25 protein-coding genes are annotated in these 26,131 nt (G+C 60.9%); 7 read left to right on the top strand and 18 right to left on the bottom strand.

What is annotated here, in order from left to right:
* Positions 1-23 precede the first annotated feature (23 nt).
* The 3 genes from plsX to BLS87_RS27730 are packed head-to-tail and all read right to left on the bottom strand — an operon-like array spanning position 24 to position 1,759.
* Positions 24-1,031, bottom strand: a complete 1,008-nt coding sequence (gene plsX, locus BLS87_RS27740; RefSeq protein WP_074757753.1) for a phosphate acyltransferase PlsX — start codon at positions 1,029-1,031, stop codon at positions 24-26.
* A 4-nt stretch (positions 1,032-1,035) separates the two neighbouring features.
* The gene (gene rpmF / locus BLS87_RS27735) at positions 1,036-1,218 is read right to left on the bottom strand and encodes a 50S ribosomal protein L32 (protein WP_003179396.1); all 183 of its coding nucleotides are present in this window, start codon (positions 1,216-1,218) and stop codon (positions 1,036-1,038) included.
* Positions 1,219-1,231: 13 nt separating this feature from the next.
* Positions 1,232-1,759 (bottom strand): YceD family protein, encoded by a 528-nt coding sequence (locus BLS87_RS27730; RefSeq protein WP_074757751.1) that lies wholly within the window; start codon positions 1,757-1,759, stop codon positions 1,232-1,234.
* Positions 1,760-1,865: 106 nt separating this feature from the next.
* On the opposite strand from BLS87_RS27730, the gene BLS87_RS27725 reads away from it, so the two are divergent.
* Positions 1,866-2,444, top strand: coding sequence for a Maf family protein (locus BLS87_RS27725; RefSeq protein WP_074757749.1), 579 nt, complete (start codon positions 1,866-1,868; stop codon positions 2,442-2,444).
* A 65-nt stretch (positions 2,445-2,509) separates the two neighbouring features.
* Here BLS87_RS27725 and sppA read toward each other — a convergent pair whose 3' ends face one another.
* The 3 genes from sppA to rluC are packed head-to-tail and all read right to left on the bottom strand — an operon-like array spanning position 2,510 to position 5,145.
* On the bottom strand, positions 2,510-3,508 hold the full coding sequence (gene sppA / locus BLS87_RS27720) for a signal peptide peptidase SppA (protein ID WP_074757747.1): 999 nt from the start codon (positions 3,506-3,508) through the stop codon (positions 2,510-2,512).
* A gap of 7 nt (positions 3,509-3,515) precedes the next feature.
* Positions 3,516-4,196 carry an HAD-IA family hydrolase gene (locus BLS87_RS27715; RefSeq protein ID WP_074757745.1) on the bottom strand — a complete coding sequence of 227 codons (681 nt, stop codon included), beginning with the start codon at positions 4,194-4,196 and terminating at the stop codon, positions 3,516-3,518.
* On the bottom strand, positions 4,186-5,145 hold the full coding sequence (gene rluC, locus BLS87_RS27710) for a 23S rRNA pseudouridine(955/2504/2580) synthase RluC (RefSeq protein WP_074757743.1): 960 nt from the start codon (positions 5,143-5,145) through the stop codon (positions 4,186-4,188). Before rluC ends, BLS87_RS27715 begins: the two co-directional genes overlap by 11 nt.
* Positions 5,146-5,862: 717 nt before the next feature.
* Here rluC and rne point away from each other — a divergent pair.
* The gene (gene rne / locus BLS87_RS27705; RefSeq protein WP_208605210.1) at positions 5,863-9,129 is read left to right on the top strand and encodes a ribonuclease E; all 3,267 of its coding nucleotides are present in this window, start codon (positions 5,863-5,865) and stop codon (positions 9,127-9,129) included.
* 102 nt (positions 9,130-9,231) lie between these two features.
* Here rne and BLS87_RS27700 read toward each other — a convergent pair whose 3' ends face one another.
* From BLS87_RS27700 to BLS87_RS27665, 8 genes are all read right to left on the bottom strand, one after another.
* Positions 9,232-9,825 (bottom strand): nucleotidyltransferase family protein, encoded by a 594-nt coding sequence (locus BLS87_RS27700; RefSeq protein ID WP_074757739.1) that lies wholly within the window; start codon positions 9,823-9,825, stop codon positions 9,232-9,234.
* A 122-nt stretch (positions 9,826-9,947) separates the two neighbouring features.
* Positions 9,948-10,967, bottom strand: coding sequence for a UDP-N-acetylmuramate dehydrogenase (murB, locus tag BLS87_RS27695; RefSeq protein WP_074757737.1), 1,020 nt, complete (start codon positions 10,965-10,967; stop codon positions 9,948-9,950).
* A 46-nt stretch (positions 10,968-11,013) separates the two neighbouring features.
* Positions 11,014-11,778 carry a 3-deoxy-manno-octulosonate cytidylyltransferase gene (gene kdsB, locus BLS87_RS27690; protein WP_074757735.1) on the bottom strand — a complete coding sequence of 255 codons (765 nt, stop codon included), beginning with the start codon at positions 11,776-11,778 and terminating at the stop codon, positions 11,014-11,016.
* Entirely contained in the window at positions 11,775-11,960 is a 186-nt protein-coding gene (locus BLS87_RS27685; protein WP_003174668.1) for a Trm112 family protein, read from the bottom strand. The genes kdsB and BLS87_RS27685 overlap by 4 nt, the downstream gene beginning before the upstream one ends.
* 17 nt (positions 11,961-11,977) lie before the next feature.
* Positions 11,978-12,973 carry a tetraacyldisaccharide 4'-kinase gene (gene lpxK, locus BLS87_RS27680; RefSeq protein ID WP_074757733.1) on the bottom strand — a complete coding sequence of 332 codons (996 nt, stop codon included), beginning with the start codon at positions 12,971-12,973 and terminating at the stop codon, positions 11,978-11,980.
* Entirely contained in the window at positions 12,973-13,404 is a 432-nt protein-coding gene (locus BLS87_RS27675) for an ExbD/TolR family protein (RefSeq protein ID WP_074757731.1), read from the bottom strand. Before BLS87_RS27675 ends, lpxK begins: the two co-directional genes overlap by 1 nt.
* Complete coding sequence (locus BLS87_RS27670; RefSeq protein WP_074757729.1) at positions 13,401-14,075, bottom strand: MotA/TolQ/ExbB proton channel family protein; 675 nt, start codon at positions 14,073-14,075, stop codon at positions 13,401-13,403. The genes BLS87_RS27675 and BLS87_RS27670 overlap by 4 nt, the downstream gene beginning before the upstream one ends.
* An 83-nt stretch (positions 14,076-14,158) precedes the next feature.
* On the bottom strand, positions 14,159-16,375 hold the full coding sequence (locus tag BLS87_RS27665; RefSeq protein ID WP_074757727.1) for a DNA internalization-related competence protein ComEC/Rec2: 2,217 nt from the start codon (positions 16,373-16,375) through the stop codon (positions 14,159-14,161).
* 154 nt (positions 16,376-16,529) lie between these two features.
* Between BLS87_RS27665 and BLS87_RS27660 the strand changes: the two genes are divergently transcribed.
* Complete coding sequence (locus BLS87_RS27660; protein WP_074757725.1) at positions 16,530-17,045, top strand: DUF2062 domain-containing protein; 516 nt, start codon at positions 16,530-16,532, stop codon at positions 17,043-17,045.
* A 158-nt stretch (positions 17,046-17,203) separates the two neighbouring features.
* On the opposite strand, the gene BLS87_RS27655 is transcribed toward BLS87_RS27660, so the two are convergent.
* The 3 genes from BLS87_RS27655 to BLS87_RS27645 all read right to left on the bottom strand — a co-directional run bounded on the left by BLS87_RS27655 (position 17,204) and on the right by BLS87_RS27645 (position 19,738).
* On the bottom strand, positions 17,204-17,983 hold the full coding sequence (locus tag BLS87_RS27655; RefSeq protein WP_074757723.1) for an ABC transporter permease: 780 nt from the start codon (positions 17,981-17,983) through the stop codon (positions 17,204-17,206).
* Complete coding sequence (locus BLS87_RS27650) at positions 17,980-18,912, bottom strand: ABC transporter ATP-binding protein (RefSeq protein WP_074757721.1); 933 nt, start codon at positions 18,910-18,912, stop codon at positions 17,980-17,982. Before BLS87_RS27650 ends, BLS87_RS27655 begins: the two co-directional genes overlap by 4 nt.
* Before the next feature lie 202 nt (positions 18,913-19,114).
* On the bottom strand, positions 19,115-19,738 hold the full coding sequence (locus tag BLS87_RS27645) for a glutathione S-transferase family protein (RefSeq protein WP_074757719.1): 624 nt from the start codon (positions 19,736-19,738) through the stop codon (positions 19,115-19,117).
* 235 nt (positions 19,739-19,973) lie between these two features.
* On the opposite strand from BLS87_RS27645, the gene BLS87_RS27640 reads away from it, so the two are divergent.
* The 4 genes from BLS87_RS27640 to BLS87_RS27625 all read left to right on the top strand — a co-directional run bounded on the left by BLS87_RS27640 (position 19,974) and on the right by BLS87_RS27625 (position 24,893).
* Positions 19,974-22,418 (top strand): acyl-CoA dehydrogenase, encoded by a 2,445-nt coding sequence (locus BLS87_RS27640; RefSeq protein WP_074757717.1) that lies wholly within the window; start codon positions 19,974-19,976, stop codon positions 22,416-22,418.
* A 408-nt stretch (positions 22,419-22,826) separates the two neighbouring features.
* Positions 22,827-23,030, top strand: coding sequence for a hypothetical protein (locus BLS87_RS27635; protein ID WP_074757715.1), 204 nt, complete (start codon positions 22,827-22,829; stop codon positions 23,028-23,030).
* A 119-nt stretch (positions 23,031-23,149) separates the two neighbouring features.
* Complete coding sequence (locus BLS87_RS27630) at positions 23,150-23,560, top strand: PA2817 family protein (protein WP_074757713.1); 411 nt, start codon at positions 23,150-23,152, stop codon at positions 23,558-23,560.
* 244 nt (positions 23,561-23,804) lie between these two features.
* Positions 23,805-24,893 carry an LLM class flavin-dependent oxidoreductase gene (locus tag BLS87_RS27625; protein ID WP_074757711.1) on the top strand — a complete coding sequence of 363 codons (1,089 nt, stop codon included), beginning with the start codon at positions 23,805-23,807 and terminating at the stop codon, positions 24,891-24,893.
* 162 nt (positions 24,894-25,055) lie between these two features.
* Here BLS87_RS27625 and BLS87_RS27620 read toward each other — a convergent pair whose 3' ends face one another.
* A complete protein-coding gene (locus BLS87_RS27620) occupies positions 25,056-25,961 on the bottom strand; it encodes a LysR family transcriptional regulator (RefSeq protein ID WP_074757709.1) in 906 nt (301 codons plus the stop codon).
* Between the last annotated feature and the right edge of the window lie 170 nt (positions 25,962-26,131).

Raw genomic sequence — 26,131 nt, 5'->3', positions numbered from 1 at the left:
GTCACATTCTAGCTCAAGACACGTTACAGCAGCTCTTCCAGACGTCCATGCAGGCGCTCCGGCAGATTCTCCTGTATTTCGATCAGGGCACGTTGAATCGCGCTCTGAAAACCTTGAGCGCCTGCGGAGCCATGGCTCTTCACCACAATGCCCTGCAACCCCAGAAAACTTGCGCCGTTGTGACGCGCAGGCGCCAGATCGGCCTTGAGGCGTTTGAGCAGCGGCATCGCCAGCGCACCTACGGCCCGGGACAGCACGTTCCGGCGAAACAACGTCTCGATCCGTTCACCGATCATGGTGGCCAGGCCTTCGCTGGATTTGAGCAGGATATTCCCCACAAACCCGTCACACACCACCACATCGGCCTCGCCGCGATACAGACCGTCGCCTTCGACAAACCCGACGTAATTAAGCCCCGGCGCGGCCTGCAGCAGACTGGCCGCCAACTTGACCTGCTGGTTGCCCTTGATGTCCTCGGTGCCGACATTGAGCAATGCGACCTTTGGCCGCGCCACACCCAGCGCCTCGGCAGCGACCGACCCCATGACGGCGAACTGGTAAAGGTTCTCGGCACTGCAATCCACGTTCGCACCCAGGTCCAGCAACTGACAGTAGCCACGCTGGGTCGGAATCGCCGCGACCATGGCCGGACGATCGATGCCCGGCAGGGTCTTGAGCACGAACCGCGAGAGCGCCATCAACGCCCCGGTATTTCCGGCACTGACACACGCCTGCGCCTTACCGTCTGCCAACAGCCGCAACGCGACACGCATCGACGAGTCCGGCTTGCCGCGCAGCGCAAGCGAAGGCCGGTCATCCATGGTGATGATTTCCGTGGCGTTGACGACGAGCAGGCGCGACCGATCGACACCGGAATGGCGTGCGATGAGTTCTTCAAGAAGGGAGGCTTGACCGACGAGGGTCAGATGAAGCGAGGGTGTAGCGAGCAGGCAGGCAATGCTGGCCTGAACAATGCTGCGGGGACCGAAGTCCCCGCCCATTGCGTCGATCGCGATGACCGGAGCGGACAAGAAATTACTCGTCAGCGCCCTTGTCGATCACTTTACGGCCACGGTATACGCCTTCTGGCGATACGTGGTGACGCAGGTGAACTTCACCGGTGGTTTTTTCTACAGACAGAGTGCTAGCCTCGAGAGCGTCGTGCGAACGGCGCATGTCACGGGCAGAGCGGGATTTTTTGTTCTGCTGAACAGCCATAATTGATTAACTCCTAAACGTTTGGGTCACGCTTTAACTGCGCCAATACACTGAACGGGTTGGACCGCGTTACCTCGTCCACGCTCGGCTCGGGCTCATCGAGGCCCGCCGGCTGCTGGCATTCTTTCGGATCATGAGTTGGCACAATGGGCAAGGCGAGCAAAAGCTCATCCTCGATCAACGCCAGCAAATCCAATGGATCTTCGCCGAGTTCCAGCACGTCATAGCCTTTCGGCAACGACTGGGTGTTTGCACCCTCCTTCACCACGGCGTAACTGCATTCGCTATGGATCGGAAAGGTGACCAGCTCAAGACAACGCTGGCAAACCATTTTGACTTCGACGTCGATCTCGCTGTGGATAACCACAGCGCGCTGTTCGTCTCGCTCAAAAACGAATTTCGCCTGCACTGTACCGAGATTGTCAGCAAGCGGGTCGCAGAGTCTCTCCAAATCAGCCAGCAGCATCTCTCCCTGAAGAGTAGTGCCACGATCAGCTAATTTGCGCGGGTCAACGTGAGGTGGAATCGGGTCATTCAACATAGGCGCAGCATTCTAGGGACGAGGTCCTCGACTGTCAAAGGAAATTCAGGGCTGTTCGCAACCTGACCCGCTGATTACACTCGACTTTCATGTTTTGGAGAACCCCATGCTGCCTTTGCTCCTCGCTTCCAGCTCGCCTTATCGCCGGGAATTGCTCGAACGCCTGCGCCTGCCGTTCGTCTGCGCGTCGCCGGACATCGACGAAAGCCATCACCCGCACGAGTCCGCCATAACGCTGGTAAAGCGCCTCGCACAGGAAAAAGCCCGAGCCCTGGCAGCGAAATATCCCGACCATCTAATCATCGGCTCGGATCAGGTGGCGGTGCTGGGCGAGCAGATTCTCGGCAAGCCGCACACCTTTGAGCGCGCCCTGGAACAGCTCAGCGCGAGCAGCGGCAAAAGTGTGAGCTTCCTGACCGGACTGGCGCTGTACAACAGCCAGACAGGGCAGTGCCAGGTCGACTGCGTGCCGTTTACTGTCCACATGCGTGAACTCAGCCCGCCACGCATCAGCCGCTACCTGCACGCCGAGCAGCCGTACGACTGCGCGGGCAGCTTCAAGGCCGAAGGCTTGGGCGTCAGCCTGTTCCGCAGCACTGAAGGCCCGGACGCCACCAGCCTGATCGGCCTGCCTTTAATAAGGCTGGTCGACATGCTCACCGCAGAAGGCATCGAAATCCCCTGACCAAGGCGCATCTTGCGCGATAAAAAAACCCGACCAATGGCCGGGTTTTCTGTTGCCGGGAGCCTTTAGCGCAGTGAAGGACCGTTAAACCCGGCCCACATTGCGATCTGTTCGGCGACGCTTGAACCCAGCTTCTTCGAGAAACGATCAAACGGCGACTCCTGCACGGTGTAGTCGACCATCTCCTTCTCGCCGATCACCTCACGCGCGACATAACTGGCACTGCCCAAACCGTCCACAAGGCCCAACGCGACAGCCTGCTCACCCGTCCATACCAGACCGGAGAACAGCTCAGGATGGTCTTTGTCCTTCAAGCGGTCGCCGCGCCCCGCTTTCACACTGGCAATGAACTGTTTGTGCGTCGTGTCCAGCACGCCCTGCCAGAAGGCCGTCTCGTCGGGCTTCGGTGGCTGGAAAGGATCGAGGAACGCCTTGTGCTCACCCGAAGTGTAGGTGCGGCGGTCCACCCCCAGCTTTTCCATGGTGCCGACAAAACCGAAGCCGGCCGCTGTGACACCGATGGAACCCACCAGGCTCGCCTTGTCGGCGTAAATCTGATCGGCAGCGCTGGCGATGTAGTAAGCGCCCGAAGCCCCGAGGTCGGTAATGACCGCATAGACCTTGATGTTCGGCTTCTGCGCACGCAGACGGCGAATCTCGTCATAGATGTAGCCCGACTGAACCGGGCTGCCACCAGGGCTATTGATGCGCAGGATCACGCCTTTGGTTTTTTCGTCCTCGAAGGCGGACCGCAGGCTGCCCACAATGTTGTCGGCGCTGGCAGCCTCGGTGTCGGCGATCATGCCCTTCACCTCGATCAACGCAGTGTGACTGGTCGTGCGCGATGCGCCTTTACCGAAATCCATCAGCGGCGAAAACAGCGCCAGCATTACAAACAGGTAAAGAAAGGTCAGGGATTTGAAAAAAATGCCCCAACGACGGGCGCGACGTTGCTCCTGAACACTGGCCAGCAAAGTCTTTTCCAACAACTGCCAGCTCTTTGCATCGGCCTTGCGCTCGCCGTCGCCCTCTTGCGAGGACGGTGCTTTCCATTCATCCGACATAGATCAATTACCCCAACAACGAAGATTCGGCAGTCCGCGCACCCAACCAGGTACGCAATTCGGAAAAATGCTCGATCGCCAGACGCGGCTCATACTGAAGCAACGAATCCAGCGCCTGCGCACCGTACCCCACGGCTACGCAATCCATGCCGGCGTTACGCGCCATCAGCAGATCGAACGACGCATCGCCAATCATCAGCGCCTTTTCAGGCGGCACGCCGCAGTGCTGCAGGATTTCGTTGAGCATCAGAGGGTCAGGCTTGCTCGCCGTCTCGTCGGCGGCCCGAGTCGCATCGAAGTAATCTATCCAGCCATGGGCCTTGAGCACACGATCCAGGCCGCGACGCGCCTTGCCGGTCGCCACCGCCAGCCGGTAACCCTCGGAACGGAAGGCCTCCAGCGACTCATGCACACCGTCGAACAACTTCGAGGGTTCGACATCCATGGCCATGTAACTGTCTGCGTAGCGCTGACGAAAATCGATCAGGTCATTGGCAGTGATGTCGGGGTACAGCGTGCGAATCGCCTCCGGCAACCCCAGGCCAATAATGCCTTTGATCGCCAGGTCGTCCCGCACCGGCCGGCCGGACAACTCGGCTGCGGCCCGCATGGCCTCGACGATGCGACCGATGGAGTCGGACAGCGTGCCGTCCCAGTCAAAAATCAGCAGCTCGTAATCACGGCGCACTCAGCAAACGCTCCACGGTTTTGGCCCACATTTCATCAACGGGCGCTTCCACTTTCAGCTCGCCGCCATCCGGCAGCGGTACAGTCAGGGCATAAGCATGCAGGAACAGACGCTTGCCGCCCAAATCACGAATTTCGCGAGAAAAGTCCTCGTCGCCATACTTGCTGTCGCCCGCAATGCAATGGCCAGCATGCAGGGCGTGCACACGAATCTGGTGAGTACGACCGGTGATCGGGCGCGCCTCCACCATCGTCGCGAAGTCACCGAAGCGGCGCAGCACTTTGAACAGCGTCAGCGCCTCCTTGCCCTCTTCGTTCACCTCGACCATGCGCTCGCCCGAGCGCAGGTTGCTCTTGAGCAAGGGCGCACGTACCTGCTTCTGCGACGTTGCCCAGTGACCTCGAACGAGTGCCATGTACCGTTTGTCGACGCCATCGCCCCGCAGTTGCTCGTGCAGGTGACGCAACATGCTGCGTTTCTTGGCGATCATGAGCAGACCGGAAGTGTCGCGATCGAGGCGGTGGACCAGTTCCAGCTCCTTGGCATCGGGGCGTAACTGACGAAAGGCTTCGATGACGCCGAAACTCAGGCCGCTGCCGCCGTGAACCGCGATGCCAGCAGGCTTGTTAAGGACAATGAGGCCTTTGTCTTCGTAAACGATTGCCGCTTCCAGGCGCTGTAACAGACCTTGCGCGACGGGCACAGGCTCGTCACGTTCAGGCACCCGAACGGGTGGAACGCGCACGATGTCGCCTGCCTGAAGCTTGTACTCGGGCTTGATCCGGCCTTTGTTCACTCGCACTTCGCCTTTGCGCAATATGCGGTAAATCAAGGTCTTGGGAACGCCCTTGAGGTACGTGATCAGAAAATTATCGATGCGTTGACCGGCAAGTTCCGGCGCAACCTCTACCAGCTGAACGCCGGGGGTTGGGGGGGTGATATTCGTCATGGCGCAAATCATAACAATTTTTTATGGATTTGAAGCACTTAATGATTGCTGCTATAGTCGCGAACGCCGCCAAAAGCGGCCTGGACAGCGGACAAACGGTATGACAGCCGGCCCTGCCCAACGCAATTCACGAGGGCGCGAGGCCGCCCTACGGGGCTTTCGGTGACAACGGAGCGTCAGCAAGCGTAACGAGCGCAGGTGACATGAGGCCTGAAACAAGCCCGATCGCAGAGTGAATCACTCGCCATCGAGGCCCATGTTCAAGGCCAGTTCACAAAGTGCAGTCGCTGGCAGACACACCGGGCGAATGCTTCGGAAACCGAAGCCTTAATTTGAGCCATGACGCGTGAACTTCCCATCGAAGATCGCGTAAATGCAAACCCGCTGCGGATTCAGCGCGCGGCAGCACCCGAATTATCAGGGATACGTGTGGGGTGGAGACGCACAACCGTCGGACTGTGTAGCAAAAGGCTTTATTCAAGACGCTTCATATCGTCCGCTACCGATGGTTGATTCCTCCTCCTGACCAAGCTTTTGCTGACAGGGTGTCATTTGTCACCACAGCAAGCAGGAAACGTCGTCGCGACTACGGCCCCGCTGGCCGAATATCGCTAGACACTGGAGTGTCCAAGCACTCCTGACGCGCCCTGACACCGACCGTGAGAAGTCGTGTGTGCCGAACGCCGTTTCCGGCAGCCCGGAAACCGACGGTACTACATGAAAAGAATGCTGATTAACGCGACTCAACCTGAAGAGTTGCGTGTTGCGCTGGTAGACGGCCAGCGCCTATACGACCTGGACATCGAATCCGGGGCCCGCGAACAGAAGAAGGCCAACATCTATAAAGGCCGGATTACGCGCATCGAACCCAGCCTTGAAGCCGCGTTTGTCGACTTCGGCTCTGAGCGTCACGGCTTTCTGCCGCTGAAAGAAATCTCCCGCGAATACTTCAAGAAGTCCCCGGAAGGTCGCGTCAACATCAAGGACGTCCTGAGCGAAGGCCAGGAAGTCATCGTTCAGGTCGAGAAAGAAGAGCGTGGCAACAAGGGCGCCGCCCTGACCACGTTCATCAGCCTGGCCGGCCGTTACCTGGTGCTGATGCCGAACAACCCGCGTGCCGGTGGTATCTCCCGCCGCATCGAAGGCGAAGAGCGCAACGAACTGCGTGAAGCCCTCAACGGCTTGATCGCACCGGCCGACATGGGCCTGATCGTGCGCACTGCCGGCCTTGGCCGCAGCAGCGAAGAAATGCAGTGGGACCTCGACTACCTGCTGCAACTGTGGACCGCCATCAAGGAAGCGTCCCTGGATCGTGCCGCGCCGTTCCTGATCTACCAGGAAAGCAACGTCATCATCCGCGCGATCCGCGATTACCTGCGCCAGGACATCGGTGAAGTCCTGATCGACAGCGTCGAAGCCCAGGAAGAAGCCCTGACCTTCATCCGCCAGGTGATGCCGCAGTACGCCAGCAAGATCAAGCTGTACGAAGACAGCGTTCCGCTGTTCAACCGTTTCCAGATCGAAAGCCAGATCGAAACCGCCTTCCAGCGCGTCGTCGAACTGCCTTCCGGTGGCTCCATCGTCATCGATCCGACCGAAGCCCTGGTGTCCATCGACATCAACTCGGCACGCGCCACCAAAGGCAGCGACATCGAAGAAACCGCCCTGCAGACCAACCTTGAAGCGGCTGAAGAAATCGCCCGTCAACTGCGTCTGCGCGACATTGGCGGCCTGATCGTCATCGACTTCATCGACATGACGCCGGCCAAGAACCAGCGCGCCGTGGAAGAAAAAGTCCGCGAAAGCCTGGAAGCCGACCGTGCCCGCGTTCAGGTCGGTCGCATCTCGCGCTTCGGCCTGCTGGAAATGTCCCGTCAGCGCCTGCGACCATCGCTGGGCGAAAGCAGTGGCATCGTCTGCCCACGCTGCAACGGCACCGGCATCATCCGTGACGTCGAATCCTTGTCGCTGGCGATCCTGCGCCTGATCGAAGAAGAAGCCCTGAAAGACCGCACCGCCGAGGTCCGCGCCCAAGTGCCGATCCCGGTTGCTGCGTTCCTGCTCAACGAAAAACGCAACTCGATCACCAAGATCGAACTGCGCACCCGCGCACGCATCATCATCCTGCCGAACGATCATCTCGAGACGCCGCACTTCGAAGTTCAGCGCCTGCGTGATGACAGTCCGGAAGCCCACAGCCTGCAGTCCAGCTACGAAATCGCTGCGGCCGCCGCCGAAGTGGAAGAAGTCCAGCCGACAGCAGCAACCCGGACCCTGGTTCGCCAGGAAGCCGCGGTCAAGACCGCACCGGCACGCGCCAATGCTCCGGTTCCTGCCGAAGTCGCCGCACCGGCAGCGCCAGCACCTGTTGCCCACGAGCCAAGCCTGTTCAAAGGCCTGGTGAAATCGCTGGTCAGCCTGTTCGCCACCAAGGAAGAGCCTGTCGCACCGGCCGCCGTGGTTGAAAAACCGGCTGCAGAGCGTCCAGCCCGCAACGAAGAGCGTCGCAACGGTCGTCAGCAGAGCCGCAGCCGTAACGGTCGCCGCGACGAAGAGCGCAAGCCTCGCGAAGAACGCGCCCCTCGTGCAGAGCGTGAAGAACGCGCTCCACGCGAAGAGCGTGCGCCGCGTGAAGAACGCGCCCCTCGTGAAGAGCGCGCACCGCGCGAGTCACGCGAAGCCCGTGACGAAACGGCAGCTCCACGTGAAGAACGTCCGGCACGCGCACCGCGTGAAGAGCGCCAGCCTCGTGCTCAGCGTGAAGACCGCAAGCCGCGCGAAGAGCGCGTACGTGAACTGCGTGAGCCACTGGATGCCGCACCGGCTGTCAACGTGCCACGCGAAGAACGTCCTGAGCGCGCACCGCGCGAAGAGCGTCAACCACGTGCGCCGCGTGAAGAACGTCAACCACGTGCCGAGCAGGCCGCGGCAGCGGTTGAAGACGAAGCACTGTTGAGCAACGAAGAACAGCAGGACGAAAACGGTCAGGAACACGCTGAAGGCGATCGCCCTCGCCGTCGCTCCCGTGGCCAGCGTCGTCGCAGCAACCGTCGTGAGCGTCAGCGTGACGCCAACGGCGATGTGATTGAAGGCAGCGAAGAGCACCAGGCCGAAGCCGGTGACGACACCGTTCGCAGCGAAGGCAACAGCAGCGAACTCGCTGCAGGTCTGGCCGTGACCGCCGCCGTGGCAGAAAGCGTGATCAGCGCCCCGGCCGAAGCCGACGCTCACCGTCAGGCTGAACGCGCAAACGCCGCTGTCGAAGCGCCCGCTGTTGAAGCCGCGCCTGTCGAGAAGGCCGAAGCGCCTGTCGTCGAGGCTCCAGCCGTGGAAGCATCGACGGCGCCCGCCAAACGTTCGATCATGCCGGAAGTTGAAGTCGCGCAATTCGACGCCTCTCTGAGCCCGTTCGAACGTCAGGTGAAAGCCGCCGCTCAGGCTGAGTCGGTCGAAACCCCGGCAGAAGTTGAAGCACCTGCCGTTGTTGAAGCGCCTGCTCCGGCACCGGTCGTTGAGACACCTGTCGCTGCGCCTGCTGCGCCGGTCGAAGCGCCGAAAGCCGCTGAACCGGTGATTGAGAAGCCGGTGATCGAGAAACCAGTGGTTGCCGAACCTGTGGCTGCACCGGCTGAACTGGCCGCTCCGGAAATCGTTGCCGCGCCAGTGGCGGTCGAACCGGCTCCAGCTCCGACACCCGTCGCAGCTGAAAAGCCAGCACTGCCGATGGCCAGCACCGGCCGCGCGCCGAACGATCCTCGTGAAGTTCGCCGTCGTCGCCTGGAGGCTGAGCGCCTGCAGAAGGAAGCTGAAGCCACTGCAAGCGCTGCGCCTCAAGCGCCAGTCGTTGCCGAGCCAGCACCTGTTGCTGTCGAAGCCATCGCGAGCCCTGCCCCGGTGGTTGACGAGCACGTCAGCACGAAGGAAGTGGTGACCGAGCACGGTGAAATGTTGGAAGAAAGCAAAGAGCCTAAGCCGCTCGTGTAATCTTCAGTGAATGAAAAGCCCCGCCTGTTGCGAAGCAAGCGGGGCTTTTTTATGCGCGCGAATCGGGCTTAGTAGGGTCTGCAGATCCTGAACCACCGTTTTCTACGATTTGAAATCCAGCGCCGCAGGCACGTCCACATCCCAAAGGACACCGGGATCTTCAACCGACAGCTCAATGACCCTGGCGCCCTTAAACAGCCGCTTGGCCCCCTTCTCCCCCGCCAGAGACCTCAGTGCGGGACCGAACCCTCGTCCGAACCCGACAGGATGGCCGAACGCGCCCTCTCGGACAGGCACACTGATAGCGTCGTCCTCCAGCGAATTGACCACCCGCTTGAGGGTATCCGCATGGATGAACGGCATGTCCCCAAGAACAATCAACCAGCCCCGATGATCAGGCTCTGCTGCTACGGCCGCGGCAATGCTGTCGCCCATGCCTGGGGACTCCAGCACCACAACCTCGCAGCCGTACTGCAACCCCAGTTCGGCGACGCTGCAATACTGAGGGCGGGTCAGCAGCACAATCTTGTCGACGAAAGGCTTGAGCCCCACGAGCACGTGCTCTAAGACCGAGCGCTCAATACCGTCATAGCCCGTGCATTGCGCCAGCAATTTGTTGCGATGGGCACCGGCGATCTGCCGATAACGGCTGCCAAGTCCTGCCGCCAGGACGACGGCGCACACGGTGTCACTCATGCGTAACCTCGAATTGAAGTGTCTCGCATCGGAAATGCAAAGGGCACGCCATCACTTCAGCCTCGTGAAAGGCTGAAGTGTAATGGGTTTTGAAACAAACGAGAGAGGACGCGGAACAACCCTCAATAGAGGTTGGGTTCCATCTCCAGCGTCACACCGAAACGTTCGAGGATGTCGGCTTGAATCCGCTGCGCCAGGGTCAGAAGGTCCAGCCCCGAGGCCGAGCCGTAGTTGACCAGCACCAGCGACTGCAGCGCATGAACCCCCGCGTCGCCTTCACGAAAGCCTTTCCAGCCTGCCTGCTCAATGAGCCAGCCTGCCGCAAGCTTTACCTGGCCGTCAGGCTGTGGATACGCCACCAGCCCCGGATGCGTCTGCTTGATACGCTCGGCGAGCTCAGCGCAAACGATCGGATTCTTGAAGAAGCTCCCGGCATTGCCCAGCACAGCCGGGTCGGGCAGCTTTTCACTGCGAATCTCACAAATCGCCCGACTGACGTGCATCGGCGTCGGCGCCTGGATGCCCTGCTCCTGAAGACGCTGACGCACCGGGCCGTAATCCAGATGTAATCGGGCGGCGAAGCTGAGCTTGAAGCGCACCCGAAGAATCAACCAGCGACCGGTCTGGTGCTTGAACACGCTGTCGCGGTAACCGAACGCGCAGTCCGCCAGGGAAAACTCGCGCAGCTCACCGCTTTCCCGATCCAGGGCCACAAGGCTGTGGAACACGTCTTTCAGTTCAACGCCATACGCGCCGATGTTCTGCATCGGTGCAGCACCGACCGTGCCCGGGATGAGGCTGAGGTTTTCCACCCCCGACAGACCGCGCGCCAGCATCTCCTGAACGAACGGATGCCAGGGCTCTCCCGCTTCAGCCTCGACGATCGCAGCGCCACAGTCTTCATGCGTGATGCGAATGCCCCGGCTGGCCATGCGCAGCACCAGCGCGTCGAGATCCCCGCTCAACAGCAGGTTGCTGCCGCCGCCGATGACCAGCAGTTCAACCTTGTGCGCTGCCGAGTACGCCAGCGCCTCCCGGACATCACTGTCGTTATGAGCGTCGGCAAACAGTCGAGCCCGTACATCGACACCAAAGGTGTTGAACGGTTTGAGCGAAACGTTGGATTGAATCTGCAGGCTCATGCAACCACCTGCCCGAAGAGCACCTGAGCATTACCCCCCATGACCGTCAAACCTCCAGCAAACGCCGGACGCGTTCCAGGTCTTCGGCGGTGTCGACGCCTGCGGGCGGCGCTTCCACCGCATCAGCGACGTGAATCCGCACGCCATGCCACAAGGCTCGCAACTGTTCGAGGTTTTCGGTGTTTTCCAGCCAGCAAGGGCCCCAACTCACGAAGTCATGCAGGAAACCGGCGCGGTAGGCGTAGATGCCGATGTGTCGGCGGTACGGCACGCCTTCAGGGAGTTCGTCACGCGTCCTGGCCAGTGCATCACGCGCCCAGGGCAGCGGCGCACGGCTGAACGTCAGCGCCAGGCCATTAAGGTCGGAACAGACTTTGACCACGTTCGGATTGAACAGCGCAGCCACATCGTCGATAGGCTCAGCCAGCGTCGACATGCGCGCTTCTGTGTGCGCGGCGAGGTTGTCGGCGACCTGATCGATCACGGCGGGCGGGATCATCGGCTCGTCGCCCTGAACGTTGACCACGATGGCATCGTTGGCGAGCCCGAGCAGCGAGGCCACTTCGGCCAGCCGGTCGGTGCCTGAATTGTGATCGTCGCGTGTCATCAGTACTTCGGCGCCGAACGCCAGACATGCGTCGACAATGCGCTGATCGTCAGTGGCGACCACGACACGCTCCGCGCTGCTTTTGCGCGCCTGCTCCCAGACGTGCTGGATCATGGGCTTGCCGGCGATGGTTTTCAGCGGTTTACCCGGAAAACGGCTCGAACCGTAACGCGCAGGGATAACAACGGTAAACGCTGCGGTCATTTGTCCAGACGCTCATCAGTGGTCAGGGTGCGTGCTTCGCTTTCCAGCATCACCGGGATGCCGTCGCGGATGGGGTAAGCCAGGCCGGCGCCCTTGCTGATCAGCTCGGTTTTGTCGGCGCTGAGCTTGAGCGGACCTTTGCAGATCGGGCAAGCGAGGATGTCGAGCAATTTGGTGTCCATAAGAAATCCTGAGCGAGTCATGGCAAAAGCCGGGTTAACTGCGAATCGAACCAACTGACAAAGGCCGGAGAAGGCACGGCTTCAACGGCCAGGTACCACCAGTCGGGGGCCGCGAAGGCTGCACATTTCACGGCATCTTTTTCGGTCATGACCAAAGGCAGGACCGGCGTGAACGCCAGCGCCTGTGCACTGAACACGGCGTGATCGGCGAACGCATGTGGAACAGGCCGCCAGTGTAGTCCTTCGAGGGTGTTGAAGAAACGTTGCGGATTGCCGATACCCGCCACCGCGTGCAACGCCTGACCGGCCGGAAAATGATCCACGGGGCGATGCTCGCCGCTGAGCAGATTGACCAGCGCAGTGGGCTGCAATCTGAAGGCGTAACCGTCGTCACGGTCTTCGCTCGCGCCGTTGTACAGCAAGGCGTCAACGCTCTCTAGACGCTCGACCGGCTCACGCAAGGGACCGGCAGGCAGGCAACGGCGATTGCCCAGCCCCCGCGCGGCATCGATCAGGACCAGCTCAAGATCCCGATCAAGCCGGTAATGCTGCAGGCCATCGTCGGAAAGAATCAGGTCGAGCGGTTCTTCTGCGAGCAATCCGCGCACTGCCTGCGAACGATCGGGGTCGATCATCAGCGGCACGCCGGTGCGCTTGACGATCAGCAAGGGCTCGTCCCCCGCTTGCTCGGCACTTTGCCGGGCGGTGACACGCCACGGAAGGCTCGGCGGTCTGGCGCCATAACCACGGCTGACCACGCCCACGCGCAGGCCACGACGACGACAGTAATCGATCATCCAGAGAATCAGCGGCGTCTTGCCGGTGCCGCCGACGGTAATGTTACCGACAACGATCACGGGCACAGGGGCTTTGTAGATGTCGCCCTGCCCGGCCACGAAACGCGCGCGTTTGTTGTTGACGACGCGGCGGTACAAGGCTTCGAGCGGACGCAGCAGCGTCAGCGCCGGATGGCCTTCGTACCATGCGTCAAGCAAGCGATCGGTGAGTGCCATCAGTTAGCCGAGGCGGCCTCGACAGTGGTCATGCGCAAGTGAGCGAAACCCAGCTTGCCCGCGGCATCCATCGCGGTGATGACCGACTGGTGAGGCGTCTTGCCGTCAGCGCTGATGGACAACGGCAAGCTGGTGTCACCGCCCGACTCCTTCTGCAAGGCGTCGATCAGGGTGTCCAGTTTGCTGTCGGCCAACAGGGTGTTGTTGACCGAATAGGTGCCTTCGGCGTTGATCGTGATATCGACGTGTTTTTTGTCGACATCGTCGGCCGACGCGCCGGTGACCGACTGCGGCAGGTCCACGCGCATCTGCGTTTCGCGGGTGAAGGTCGTGGTGACCACGAAAAACAGCAGCAGAATGAACACCACGTCGATCAGCGACACCAGATTGATGTCGATGGTCTCCCGAGGCTTGCGGCGGCGGAATTTCACTTCTTGCGACCCTCGCCGCGCGCGGCAGCCTTGAGGTCAGGCTTGGCGTCGGTCAGGTCCACGTCACGGTCGCCCTGCACCACTTCCACCAGCTTGATCGCTTCCTGCTCCATGCCGACCACCAACTCGTCGACGCGGTTTTGCAGGTAGCGGTGGAAGAAGATGGTCGGGATCGCAACGGTCAGGCCGGACGCCGTGCAGATCAGCGCCTTGGCGATACCGCTGGCCAACATGCCCGCGTTGCCGGTCATGCCGGTGCTGGTGAACGAACTGAAGATGTCGATCATGCCCAACACGGTGCCGAGCAGACCCAGCAGCGGGGCCATGGCGGCGATGGTGCCAAGCGTGGCGAGGTAACGCTCCAGCTCGTGAATCACCCGGGCGGCGGCTTCCTCGATGCACTCCTTCATGATCTCGCGACCGTGACGGGAGTTGGCCAGGCCGGCGGCGAGAATCTCACCCAGCGGCGAATCGGCGCGCAGTTCCTTGAGCTTGTCGCTGCTCAGTTGTTTGTCCTGAATCCAGCGCCACACCTGACCGAGCAGGTGCGGTGGCGTAATGCGGCTGGCGCGCAGGGTCCACAAACGCTCGATGATGATTCCGACGGCGGCGATGGAACTCAGAATGATCGGTAGCATCATCCAGCCACCAGATTTGACCAGCTCCCACACAGCGACCACCCCCTGAAAAAAAGTGGCGCCACTCTAACATAGGGCAGTCGGCTCGCCGAACCCGTCGATGAATATCCGACCATTCACTCACGCCAGAAGCGTCTTTCCCTACGTTCGGCGTCAACGCCTTCGAACCTGCCTAATCGCAATGTGATAGCACCCAGTTCGGCACTGTCATACGTTTCAATGCCGAACCAGCGATAGCGTGACATCACCAGGGGATGCGGATGACCAAACGCATTGTTCCGGCCCCGGGAGATCAGCACGCCCTTCGGAGAGACCGCCTGCAGCAGCGCTTTGGACGATGAACTTCGGCTCCCGTGATGTGGCGCTTGCAGCCAGTGCGCGCGAACGTCAAAGCCCTGCTCCAGCATCGCCCGCTCGGCGGGGACGTCGATGTCCCCCGTCAACAACAGACGCTCGCCCCGTGCATCGACACGCAGCACGCACGATGCCTGATTGCCCTGCGCCGCCTGCTCCCAGATCCAGGTGGAAAACGTGACATCGTCCCATGTCCAGGTTTCACCGTTACGGCAGGACTCGACAGGCAACTCAGCCGGCATCCGGGCCGCGTCGCCCGCCAGAACCCTGCCCACGGGCAAGGCCTGATGAATCGCCGGCGCGCCACCGGCATGATCGGCGTCGGCATGACTGAGCAGCATCATGTCCAGATGCCCTATGCCTGCACGACGAATGGCGGGCAAGACCACGCGCTCGCCGATGTCGAACTCGCCAAAGCGCGGTCCGGCGTCATAGAGCAGCGTGTGTTCCCGGGTGCGCAGCAGAATCGCCAGCCCTTGGCCGACGTCGAGTTGCAGCACTTCAACTTCGCCTTGGGGAATACGCTTCTGCGGGACCAACACGCAGAGCAGCAACAGAGGCCAACCCAACGCGCGCAATGGCACGCCGTTGGGTAATAAAAGCAGCAGCGCGCCCAGCAGGCTCAACGGCCACACCCAGAACGGCGTCGCAGGGCCCGTCCATGCCGGGGCCGCCTCGGCCGCGATTGCCAGAACCACGAACAACGCGTTCATCGAACCGCCCGCCAGCCAGAGCAAACTCTCGCCTAACCACGGAACGGCCAGAAAGAACGTGCCGAAGAGCGCCAAAGGCAGGATAAAAATGCTGACCCACGGCACCGCGAGCAGATTGACCACAGGACCGCTCACACTGACTGGCAGACTCAGCGCCAGCAAGACCGGCAAGAGCCCGAGGGCGATCAGCCACTGCGCCCGGGACCAGCTCTGCAACCAACGCCAGGCGCCCAGCCGTCCGCCAAAGATCATCATCAAAATGCCAACGGCCACGAACGACAACCAAAACCCTGGACGCAGGCTGATCAACGGCTCGACGATCAGCACCAGATTCAACGCGATGAGCATCGGCCAACTCGCCCCCAGGTGCCGAAAGCGCAACCGCCACAGCAACACCAGCCCGAGCATCACGCAGGCTCGCTGCACAGGAACCTCGAAGCCTGCCAGATACCCATAGGCCAGTGCGCCACTCAAGGCAAGCACGCAGGCCGACGGCAACCAAGGGAGAAAGCGCGGCCAAAAACCCCATCGCGCGAGCCCCGCCACCAGCCCATACAGCAACCCGGCCAGCAAACCGATGTGGGTGCCGGAAATCACCAGCAAATGGACCGTGCCAGTGTCTTGCAACACTTGCCAATCGGCTGGACTCAACCCTGAGTCGTCGCCCAGCACCAGCGCGGCCAAACCGCCCTGCCGACCTTGAGCTTCCACGGCCAGCAGGCGCTGACGAATCGTGTCCCGCCACGAGTGGGTCGTCGCCCTGAGCAACTGGCCATCCACCACGGTGCCCGTCGCGCCAATACGCTGCGCCAAGAGCCACGCCTGATAGTCGAACGCCCCGGGATTGGCCAGGCCGCCGGGCCGCTTGAGCTTCACCGCCAGCCGCCAGTACTCGCCGCTTTGCACGGCAGGGCCGCCGTACCAGGCAATGCGCAGCTGCCCGGGCAACGGTGTTCGGCGAGAAACCGGATCGTCCAGCTGAAACCGCACCACCCCATCAACGGTGTTCGGCAAGCCGACGACCTTACCCTCCAGCCAGAGCGTCTGGCCATCGAGGCGCTCGGGCAGTCGATCGTCCAGCGCAGATTTGGCCGACACGCAGGCCCATGTCACTCCAAAAAGGAAGAACGCCAGCGGATACGTGCGAAACGGCAACAGCATCAGGGCGATGACGGGCATCGCCAGCATCAACCAGACCGGCGGTAATGCCGGTAAAAAACGCAGGACGAGCAGTCCCAGTGCAAGCGCCAGCATCCCTGTGCGCATGAGGCTTTCCTTGTCGACAGATGAAATTCACCCTCAATGACTTAGCGCACTGACCGCGGCGCGCATTTATTAATTGTCACAATGTCTGAATTTCCATCCGTCACTATCCATGCATACTTGCCCGAGTTTTCCCGCCCACCCCCCGGAATCCCGTATGCCACGCCACCTGATCAAGCGATATATGCCCGATCCGAACAGCATCCGGGAACACAAATCCTTACGCTTTCTTGGCCGTCTGCTGCATGACCCCAACCTTTGGCACCTGAATCGGCACTCGGTCGCGAGGGCCATGGGCATCGGCTTGTTCGCCGCGTTGATGCCGATGCCCCTGCAGATGTTGCTGGCGGCGGTCCTGGCGATTCGGGTGCGCGCCAATCTGCCGATTGCCGTCAGCCTGTGCTGGCTGACCAACCCGCTGACCATGCCGCCGGTGTTCTACTGCACTTACAAGATCGGCGCCCTGCTGATGGGTTTGCCGCCGCACAGTTTTCCGGACGAGATGAGCTGGGACTGGATCAGTGGGCAGCTGTCGACGTTGTGGCAGCCGTTTTTGCTGGGGTCGGTGGTGGCAGGCGTGGTGGTGGGCGTGGCGGGGTATTTCGGAACGATGGCGTATTGGCGGTGGTGGGTCGGGCGGCAGTGGAGGCGGCGTAGGGCAAAGCGTCGCTAGGATGAACGCAGGGAAAAACTACTGTGGGAGCGAGCTTGCTCGCGAAGGCGGATTGGCTGGCACCGTTAATGTGACAGATGTACCGGGCCCTTCGTCGGAATGCCGCCCAGACCAGGCTCGCCCCCACAGGAGCGAGCCTACCCGGTAAAACTATTGGTTTACTGGCGCATCCCGCGACCACTCACCAGCAACCGCGCACAGCCCAGGTACAGGACGATGGTCGCCACGACCATGAACGTCAGGGCGATGCTGATCTTGATGTCCGACACACCCAGAATCCCGAAACGGAACGCGTTGACCATGTGCAGCACCGGGTTGGCCAGCGAAACGGTCTGCCAGAACGGCGGCAACAGGTTGATCGAGTAGAACACCCCGCCCAGGTAGGTCAGCGGCGTCAGCACGAAGGTCGGGATGATCGAGATGTCATCGAAATTGCGTGCAAAAACGGCGTTGATGAAACCCAGCAGCGAGAAAATCGTCGCCGTCAGCACCACGACCAAAATCGTCACACCCAGATGGTGCACCTGCAGGTCGGTGAAGAACATCGACAGGAGGGTGACGATGAAGCCCACCATCAACCCGCGCAGCATGCCGCCCAGGGTGAAACCGATCAGGATGGTGTGCGGCGAAACCGGCGAGACCATCAGTTCTTCAATCGAACGCTGAAACTTCGCGCCGAAGAAGCTGGAAACGACGTTGCCGTAGGAGTTGGTGATCACCGACATCATGATCAGGCCCGGCACGATGTACTGCATGTAGGTAAACCCACCCATGTCGCCGATCTGGCGACCGATGAGGTTCCCGAAGATCACGAAGTACAGGACCATGGTGATCGCTGGCGGCAGAAGCGTCTGCGGCCAGATGCGCATGAAGCGACGGACTTCGCGATAGACAATGGTGTTCATCGCGACCAGGTTGGGGCGCAGCTCCGAACTCATACCGCCACCTTCGACAGATTTTTTTCGACCAGACCCACGAACAATTCCTCGAGGCGATTGGTTTTATTGCGCAGGCTCAGCACCTGAACGTTCTGCAACGCCAGTTGACCGAACAGCGCCGTGATACCGATGGTTTTATCGACCTGCACTTCCAGCGTGTGACTGTCCACCAACCGCGACGGGTAACCGGCCAGCTGCGGCGCAGCTTGCATCGGGTCTTTGAGGTCCAGCAGGAAGGTCTCGACGTGCAGCTTGTTCAGCAGCGTCTTCATGCCGGTGTTTTCGATGATGGTGCCGTGGTCGATGATGCCGATGTTACGGCACAGCTGCTCAGCCTCTTCCAGGTAATGCGTGGTGAGGATGATGGTGATGCCTTTCTGGTTCAGCTCGGTGAGAAAGGTCCACATCGAACGACGCAGCTCGATGTCGACGCCCGCCGTCGGTTCGTCGAGGATCAACAGGCGCGGCTCGTGGATCAGCGCGCGGGCAATCATCAGACGACGCTTCATGCCGCCCGACAGCGAACGCGATGGCACGCTGCGTTTGTCCCACAGCCCCAACTGCGTCAGGTAATGCTCGGCGCGTTCCTTGGCGATCTTCGGCGGGATGCCGTAGTAACCGGCCTGGGTCACCACGATGTCGAAGGTCTTTTCGAACTGATTGAAGTTGAACTCCTGCGGCACCACACCGATCGAGCGCTTGAGTTGCGCCGGATTGCGATCAAGGTCGTGGCCGAAGATGTTCACCGTGCCCGTGGTCTTGTTGACCAGGGTGGAGATGATGCCGATGGTGGTGGATTTGCCGGCACCGTTAGGGCCGAGCAACGCGAAGAAATCACCCTCGGCGACGTCCAGATCGATACCCTTCAGGGCCTGGAAACCGTTGCCGTAGGTCTTGGTTAGCTGCCGGATGGACAGAGCTGAACTCATGACTGAAAACACACCAATAAAAGGAAAAGGGAGAAAGAACCGAATACAAAAACGTGATCGCCACACCGGTCTCGGTGCCGAAAAACGTCTACTTCTGAAACAAACTGTTGCAGACGCGGCGCACTCGGCAATGTTGCTTGCCGACGCCGCGCAAGTACAGCGAAGTCTATTGATAGTAGTTATTAATCTAACGCTGTCAGCGTCAGGTGAGCGCGGTCATCACAGCGGTCCGATAGGCCGGACGCTGCTTCAAACGCTCGTACCAGGCTTTGAGGTGGGGCAGGTCCATGCGTTCAATTGGCATTTCGAACCAGGCATAGATAAAGCTGCCGAGGGGAATATCGCCCGCCCCGAACGCCTCGCCCGACAGGTAAGGCTGATCCGCCAGTGTGTTGTCGACGATGCGCAACAGGCCTTCCAGGGTGGCCTTCGCCGCATGGATCTGCGCCCAGTTCTGCTGCTCGGGCGGCGTGCGCAACACACCCCAGAACACGGTTTTGAACGGCGCGGCAAACGTCGAGGTGGTCCAGTCCATCCATTTGTCCTGCTGGGCCCGCGCTTGAGGGCTGGCCGGGCAAAGGGCGGAATCCGGCGCGTACTGAGCCACCAGGTATCGGACGATGGCGTTGGACTCCCACAGCACGAAGTCGCCGTCTTCGATCATCGGCACCACACCGTTGGGGTTTTTGGCCAGGTACTCAGGCTGATGGTTGAGCCCAAACGCACCGCCTGCGTTGATCGACTCGTATTCCAGCCCTAACTCCTCAGCGACCCACAACGCTTTGCGGACGTTGGACGAATTCTTGCGGCCCCAGATCTTCAACATGCTGCGTGCTCTCCTGTACGCGACCTCGGTGGTCGTGGATCAACGGGATTAGTGGCATATGCCTGTGGGCCGCCAGTCTACCCCGAGAAGCGGGTGTTCGAGCCACAACTTCACGCGCATCGGCCAGCCCTCGAACTCCCGAGACAGCACGGGGTCACTATCGATGCGCGGGCCAGAGCGATTTGCCCGCCTTTTCGATGGCGCTCACGTTCGCCATCCTCATGGAGGGCTGTTTATGCTGTTGTTGTGGATCGTGGTTCTGGTGATCGGCGTGGCCTGGTTGGCCCATCGGCGTGTCGCCCCTTTCCCTGCCCTGGGCATTGTCGCGGTGTATCTGCTGGCGATGGGTGCCTTCAGTCATGCCCACGGCTGGATGATCATTCCGTGGGTCCTGTGGTTGGCCGTGGCAGTGCCATTGGCCTTGCCTGACCTGCGCCGCAAACATTTCAGTGCGCCGATGTTCGCCTGGTTTCAGAAGGTTCTGCCGCCGATGTCAGACACCGAGCGCGACGCCATCGACGCCGGGACGGTCTGGTGGGATGGCGAGCTGTTCAGTGGCCGGCCTGACTGGAACACCCTGCTGAGCTATCCGAAAAGCCAGCTGACCGAAGAAGAACAAGCCTTCATCGACGGTCCGACCGAACAGCTTTGCGCCATGGTCAGCGACTGGGAAATCGGTCAGGCCATGGACCTGCCGCCCGAGGCCTGGGCGCACATCAAAGAACACGGTTTCTTCGCCCTCATCATTCCGAAGGAATACGGCGGCAAGGGTTTCTCGGCCTACGCCCACTCGCAGGTCGCGATGAAGCTGGCGACCCGCAGCGGCGACCTCGCCTCCACGGTCATGGTGCCCAACTCACTGGGTCCTGCCGAACTGCTGCTGCATTACGGCACTGACGAACAGCGCAATCACTACCTGCCGCGCCTGGCCCGTGGCGACGACATTCCCTGCTTCGCGTTGACCGGCCCCTTGGCGGGTTCGGACGCAGGCGCAATGCCCGACACCGGGATCATCTGCAAGAGCGAATGGGAAGGTCAGGAAGTCATCGGCCTGCGCCTGAACTGGGAAAAACGCTACATCACACTCGGACCGGTCGCGACCCTGCTCGGCCTGGCCTTCAAGGCGTACGACCCTGAGCATTTGCTGGGCGAAGAAGAGGATCTGGGCATCAGCCTGGCGCTGATTCCCACCGACACCCCGGGCGTGGAAATCGGCCGTCGCCACCTGCCGCTGGGCGCTGCGTTCATGAACGGCCCGAACTCGGGCAAGGACGTGTTCATCCCGCTGGAGTACCTGATCGGTGGTCAGGACATGCTTGGCAAGGGCTGGATGATGCTGATGAACTGCCTGTCGGTGGGCCGCTCGATTTCCCTTCCGGCGGTGGGTACCGGTGCCGCGAAATACACCAGCCTGGTGACCGGCCAGTACACGCAGATTCGTGAGCAATTCAACGTCCCGCTGGCCGCGTTCGAGGGCATTCAGGAGTCACTGGCGCGCATTGGCGGTAACGCCTGGTTGATGGACAGCGCCCGGATGTTGACCGCCAACGCCGTGGACCTGGGGGAAAAACCGTCGGTGCTCTCGGCCATCCTCAAATACCACCTCACCGAACGTGGACGCGAGTGCATCACCCACGCGATGGACGTGCACGGTGGCAAGGGCATCATCATGGGCCCGAACAACTACTTGGGTCGCTCGTGGCAAGGGGCGCCGATCTTCATCACCGTGGAAGGCGCGAACATTCTGTCGCGCAACCTGATGATCTTCGGCCAGGGCGCGATCCGCTGCCACCCGTTCGTGCTGAAGGAAATGGCCCTCGCCGGACGTGAAGACAAAGATCGCGCGGTCATCGAGTTCGATGATCTGTTGCTGCAACACATCGGCTTCGCGGTCCGCAACGCGGCCAGCACACTGGTGCTCAACCTGGGCTTCGGTCACTTCGAACACATGCCAGGGGATCGCCTGAGCCAGGGGTATTTCCGCGCCCTTAATCGTCAGGCCGCCGCATTCGCGATGCTCGCCGACTTGAGCATGATGCTGCTCGGTGGCGAGCTGAAACGACGCGAGCGACTGTCAGCGCGCCTGGGCGATGTGTTGAGCCACCTTTATCTGGCGTCCGCCGCGCTCAAGCGCTTCCACGACCTGGATTACCCGGAGACGCTTGTCCCGCTGTTTCGCTGGTCCATGGAAGAAGCCCTGGGTGAATCGGAGCGCGCGCTGGACGAACTGCTCAGTAATTTCCCCAACCGAGTGCTCGGCGGCCTGTTGCGGGTCATCGTGTTCCCGTTGGGTCGCCGCCACACAGGCCCGTCGGATGCACTGGATGCTGAAGTCGCCGAGATCCTCGGCCGTGGCAAGGGCGATCCGGCGCTGGAATCGGTACTCGCCGGTTGCTATCGCCCGACGTCGGAAAGCGATCCGGTAGGCGCTTTGCAGCATGCAGCGGACCTGCTGACCGGCGCGAAGACGCTGCACGGCAAGCTGCATCACGGGGTCAAGAGTGGTCAGGTGAAAGCTGCGGGCGGCGAGCATGTCATTGACGCGGCGTTGAACGCAGGCGTGCTGCTACCTGCCGAAGCCGAGAAACTGCGCGCAGCGGAAGCGGCGCGGCGTACGGTGATCGACGTGGATGATTTTGATCAGGAAGAGCTGAAGCCGGCGGAAGGGAAAATCCGCTGACATTGAAATTGAACGCCGCCCCCTGTAGGAGCGCGCTTGCCCGCGAAGACGTTGTGTCAGACACCGCAGCAGTGGCTGAACGGACGCATTCGCGGGCAAGCGCGCTCCTACAGTCAGGTGGCGGACGGTGATCGATGTGGATGATTTTGATAAGGAAGAACTGAAGCCGGCGGAAGGTAAAATCCGCTGACATTGAAATTGAACGCCGCCCCCTGTAGGAGCGCGCTTGCCCGCGAAGACGTTGTGTCAGACACCGCAGCAGTGGCTGAACGGACGCATTCGCGGGCAAGCGCGCTCCTACAGTTAGGTGGCGCAACGGATAACCTGATCCAACGCTCTAGCCTGCACATCCCCGCAACCTGTCCTACACTCCCCGGTAACAACAAGAAAACACCAAGGGGACGCATCATGATCGATCACCGCATGACTCATCGCTGCCTGCTTGCTGAAATCGCCTCGGGGGAGGACCTTCACAGCGGCAAACCCACACAGACCCTTCAGACCCTGCTTCTCATCGGCTTCGTCACTCGCCAGCCGAGTCATGACCGCAGCTTTGCTCACCTTGCCTTGACCGAAGCCGGGCACCGTTATCTGGCCGGCTTATGGCATTGATCTGACGTCCGGTCGGCAGACGCGTCCAGCGCTGTCGACCACCAGTCCTCATTGGGGTATCGGTCACCGCCGCCGGGATCTATACTCCCGCGCCTGTTTTTGTCTCTGAGGACTTCATCATGGCCGACGCCAATCTCGACCGCACTCTCAACCTGCTGGCGCACCTGCGCGGCATACTGGTCGCGCTCGGTGAAGCCGAACAGGTTCCCGAAGAAAGTCATGCGCTGTTTCTGGAGCGCTACGACGAGCTGATGTTGCTTCTGCCGGTGGAGCCCATCGAAAGCCAGTACCTGGGTCAGGACCTGCTCTGCCAGGTGATCCAGCGCTACCCACAAATTGCTCACCTGGTGCCACGCGACCTGCTCTGGTACTTCGGCGGCGACTGCCTGCATTTCATGCCCGACGAAGAAATCGACCTGTACACCGCGCTGGAAGAGCGTCGCTTCGAGGCCGAGGAGAACGAAGAACCGTTCGACTGGGACCAGGAAAAGCAGCTGCTGGCGATGGGACAGGACGGACCCCGGCACTGAGTCTGTGAGCGGAATTCGCGGGTACACGCCACACAAAGCGCCAGTGCCCGCGATTCGCAGCGCCAAGCAAAAAAATCAGCTTATCTGATCTTAAAAACCCATTAAATGCATTCTTTTTATAATTAGCTTAGCGCTAAATCGAATTTCACACCCTCGCCCTATCCCCTTATGTTGCTGACTCGAAGCGCGCGAATGTCCCCGCGCCCTCGGTTTATCAAGACGACTTCAACATAAGGAATTGCCCATGAGCGTCGAATTCATCGGCTACATCGCCACGCAGCCTTTCTCGGAAATCCACCCGCGCAGCGGGCAGCCGGTTCAGCCGCACTACGTCGAAAAGGTTGCACGCGCTCATGAAGAAGCAGGCTTCGACCGTGCGCTCGTGGCGTACCACTCGGACAGCCCGGACAGCGCGTTCGTGGCCGCCTACGCCGCCAGCGTGACGACGACACTGAAATTCCTGATTGCCCACCGGCCTGGCTTCATCTCCCCCACCGTCGCCGCGCGGCAATTGGCGACCCTGGATGTTTTCAACGGTGGCCGCACAGCCGTGCACATCATTACCGGTGGCGATGACCAGGAGCTGCGTGCGGACGGCAGCTTCATTGGCAAGGACGAACGTTATGCGCGCACCGACGAATACCTGAGCGTTGTGCGCCAGGAGTGGACGGCCGAAAAACCCTTCGATCACCACGGCACCTATTACCAGTTCGAGGGTGCTCATTCGCAGGTGAAGTCGCCACAGAAGCCGCACATTCCGCTGTACTTCGGTGGCGCGTCGCAAGCCGCCCTTGAGGTCGCGGGGAAACACGCCGATGTCTATGCCCTGTGGGGCGAGACCTACGAACAGGTCAGGGACATCGTCAAACAGGTACGCGCCGAGGCGGCGAAGCACGGACGCACGGTCCGTTTCAGCCTGTCGCTGCGACCGATTCTGGCCGAGACCGAGGAAAAGGCCTGGGCTCGCGCGGACAGTATTCTGGAGCGAGCGAAGTCATTGGCCCAGGCGTCAGGTTTTGAGCGCAGCGCGCCGCCTAATGAAGGCTCGAAACGGTTGCTCGAAGCCGCCGCCAAGGGCTCGCGCCTGGACAAACGTCTGTGGACGGGCATCGCTGGCCTGTTGGGCGCCAAAGGCAATTCAACGTCGCTGGTGGGCACGCCGGAGCAGGTTGCCGACGCCCTGCTGGATTACTACGACTTGGGGATCACCACCTTTCTGATCCGGGGTTTCGACCCGCTGGAAGATGCCATCGAATACGGCAAAAAGCTGATCCCGCTGACCCGCGAACTCGTTGCCAAGCGTGAGCGGGAGAAGAATGAGCAGGTGGCGTAACCGAACTATCCGCGCACTGCCCCCGTGCGAATTCATTCGGGAGACGGCAGGACAACCGATAGAGATGTGTCGAATGTACCGGTCTCTCACGAATGAATTCGCTCCCGCAGGTGTCAGACCGCCACCGTCGAAGCCGTGCAGCCACAGAGAGTGTGGACCTCTCTATGACGCCTTTCGCGCCTCCCTCAGCGCATCCGCCACCAACTGGCCAAATGTGGCAACCGGCGACTGCAGGTTGCCGAGGAAGCGCGGATACATCAGCCACAGGTCCATGACCGGCCTGAAATCCTTGACCGGCATGACAGCGAGCAGATCGCGGTGTGCACTGCGCTCGAGCAGCGGGCGTGGCACCAGGCCCAGGCCCATGCCGTCAGCGACCAGGCCCAGTTGCAGCTCGGTGCCGAAGGTTTCCAGATTCACCTTCAGGCTCAGTCCCTGGTCCGCCAGCGTGCGCTGAAGCCCTGCGCGGAATCCGCAGCCGTCGGGGTTGAGGACGAAGCCCTGCTCGTAGCAGTCGGCCAGCTTGACCGGCTTTTTCGGCAGCCGGTCTTTGGCGCAGACGACCACCAGCTCCATCTTGCCAATGGATTCGCCGATGATGCCTTCCGGAAAAATTTTCCCGGCCGGAAACAACGCAGCCGCAGCGTCAAGTTCGCCATTCTCGAGCTTGCCGATCAAATGACTGCCCCAACCGGTCACCACCTGAGCGCGCAGATCCGGGAACTGTCCACGCAGGTGCTTGAGTGCATCGAGCAACACAACGTCGCCGATGGTCTGTGGCACGCCCAGGCGCAACAGCCCGCTGGGCGGCGTATCGCTGGCCACCAGCTCTCGCAGCGAGTCCATTTCGCGCAGGATCGACAGGCACTTCTGATACACCTGCAGCCCCATCGGCGTGGGCTTGAGCGGCTTGGTGTTACGGTCGAACAGCTCGATGCCCAACGCCTGCTCGAAGTTCTGCACCCGACGCGTGATCGCCGGCTGTGTCAGGTCCAGCGACGCAGCGGCGTGGCTGATCGACTGACAGCGAATCACCGCCACGAACGCATCGATATCATCAATTTTCATTCGGTTCGCTTATGGAAAATAAGGGACAAGATAGGCAAAAAGCATAATTCCAATCGTGCCGACTGGATACCCCGACAACCCGCCCAAAGGTTATCAAATACCTTTTCGTTATAACCTAATCATTAATAAATAGCATATTAAACGCCAGCATTATGCTTATATTGAGCCTT

It is taken from the genome of Pseudomonas abietaniphila (assembly GCF_900100795.1).
Lineage (GTDB): Bacteria > Pseudomonadota > Gammaproteobacteria > Pseudomonadales > Pseudomonadaceae > Aquipseudomonas > Aquipseudomonas abietaniphila.
Note: the sequence above shows the minus strand (reverse complement) of the source record. Positions and strands in the feature narration are given on the sequence as shown.

Excerpts from the sequence above, each read along its gene's own strand:
- rpmF (WP_003179396.1), bottom strand. The coding sequence starts at position 1,218 with ATGGCTGTTCAGCAGAACAAAAAATCCCGCTCTGCCCGTGACATGCGC.
- BLS87_RS27730 (WP_074757751.1), bottom strand. The coding sequence starts at position 1,759 with ATGTTGAATGACCCGATTCCACCTCACGTTGACCCGCGCAAATTAGCT.
- BLS87_RS27725 (WP_074757749.1), top strand. The coding sequence starts at position 1,866 with ATGCTGCCTTTGCTCCTCGCTTCCAGCTCGCCTTATCGCCGGGAATTG.
- sppA (WP_074757747.1), bottom strand. The coding sequence starts at position 3,508 with ATGTCGGATGAATGGAAAGCACCGTCCTCGCAAGAGGGCGACGGCGAG.
- rluC (WP_074757743.1), bottom strand. The coding sequence starts at position 5,145 with ATGACGAATATCACCCCCCCAACCCCCGGCGTTCAGCTGGTAGAGGTT.
- rne (WP_208605210.1), top strand. The coding sequence starts at position 5,863 with ATGAAAAGAATGCTGATTAACGCGACTCAACCTGAAGAGTTGCGTGTT.
- BLS87_RS27700 (WP_074757739.1), bottom strand. The coding sequence starts at position 9,825 with ATGAGTGACACCGTGTGCGCCGTCGTCCTGGCGGCAGGACTTGGCAGC.
- murB (WP_074757737.1), bottom strand. The coding sequence starts at position 10,967 with ATGAGCCTGCAGATTCAATCCAACGTTTCGCTCAAACCGTTCAACACC.
- kdsB (WP_074757735.1), bottom strand. The coding sequence starts at position 11,778 with ATGACCGCAGCGTTTACCGTTGTTATCCCTGCGCGTTACGGTTCGAGC.
- BLS87_RS27685 (WP_003174668.1), bottom strand. The coding sequence starts at position 11,960 with ATGGACACCAAATTGCTCGACATCCTCGCTTGCCCGATCTGCAAAGGT.
- lpxK (WP_074757733.1), bottom strand. The coding sequence starts at position 12,973 with ATGGCACTCACCGATCGCTTGCTTGACGCATGGTACGAAGGCCATCCG.
- BLS87_RS27665 (WP_074757727.1), bottom strand. The coding sequence starts at position 16,375 with ATGCGCACAGGGATGCTGGCGCTTGCACTGGGACTGCTCGTCCTGCGT.
- BLS87_RS27660 (WP_074757725.1), top strand. The coding sequence starts at position 16,530 with ATGCCACGCCACCTGATCAAGCGATATATGCCCGATCCGAACAGCATC.
- BLS87_RS27655 (WP_074757723.1), bottom strand. The coding sequence starts at position 17,983 with ATGAGTTCGGAGCTGCGCCCCAACCTGGTCGCGATGAACACCATTGTC.
- BLS87_RS27650 (WP_074757721.1), bottom strand. The coding sequence starts at position 18,912 with ATGAGTTCAGCTCTGTCCATCCGGCAGCTAACCAAGACCTACGGCAAC.
- BLS87_RS27645 (WP_074757719.1), bottom strand. The coding sequence starts at position 19,738 with ATGTTGAAGATCTGGGGCCGCAAGAATTCGTCCAACGTCCGCAAAGCG.
- BLS87_RS27640 (WP_074757717.1), top strand. The coding sequence starts at position 19,974 with ATGCTGTTGTTGTGGATCGTGGTTCTGGTGATCGGCGTGGCCTGGTTG.
- BLS87_RS27635 (WP_074757715.1), top strand. The coding sequence starts at position 22,827 with ATGATCGATCACCGCATGACTCATCGCTGCCTGCTTGCTGAAATCGCC.
- BLS87_RS27630 (WP_074757713.1), top strand. The coding sequence starts at position 23,150 with ATGGCCGACGCCAATCTCGACCGCACTCTCAACCTGCTGGCGCACCTG.
- BLS87_RS27625 (WP_074757711.1), top strand. The coding sequence starts at position 23,805 with ATGAGCGTCGAATTCATCGGCTACATCGCCACGCAGCCTTTCTCGGAA.
- BLS87_RS27620 (WP_074757709.1), bottom strand. The coding sequence starts at position 25,961 with ATGAAAATTGATGATATCGATGCGTTCGTGGCGGTGATTCGCTGTCAG.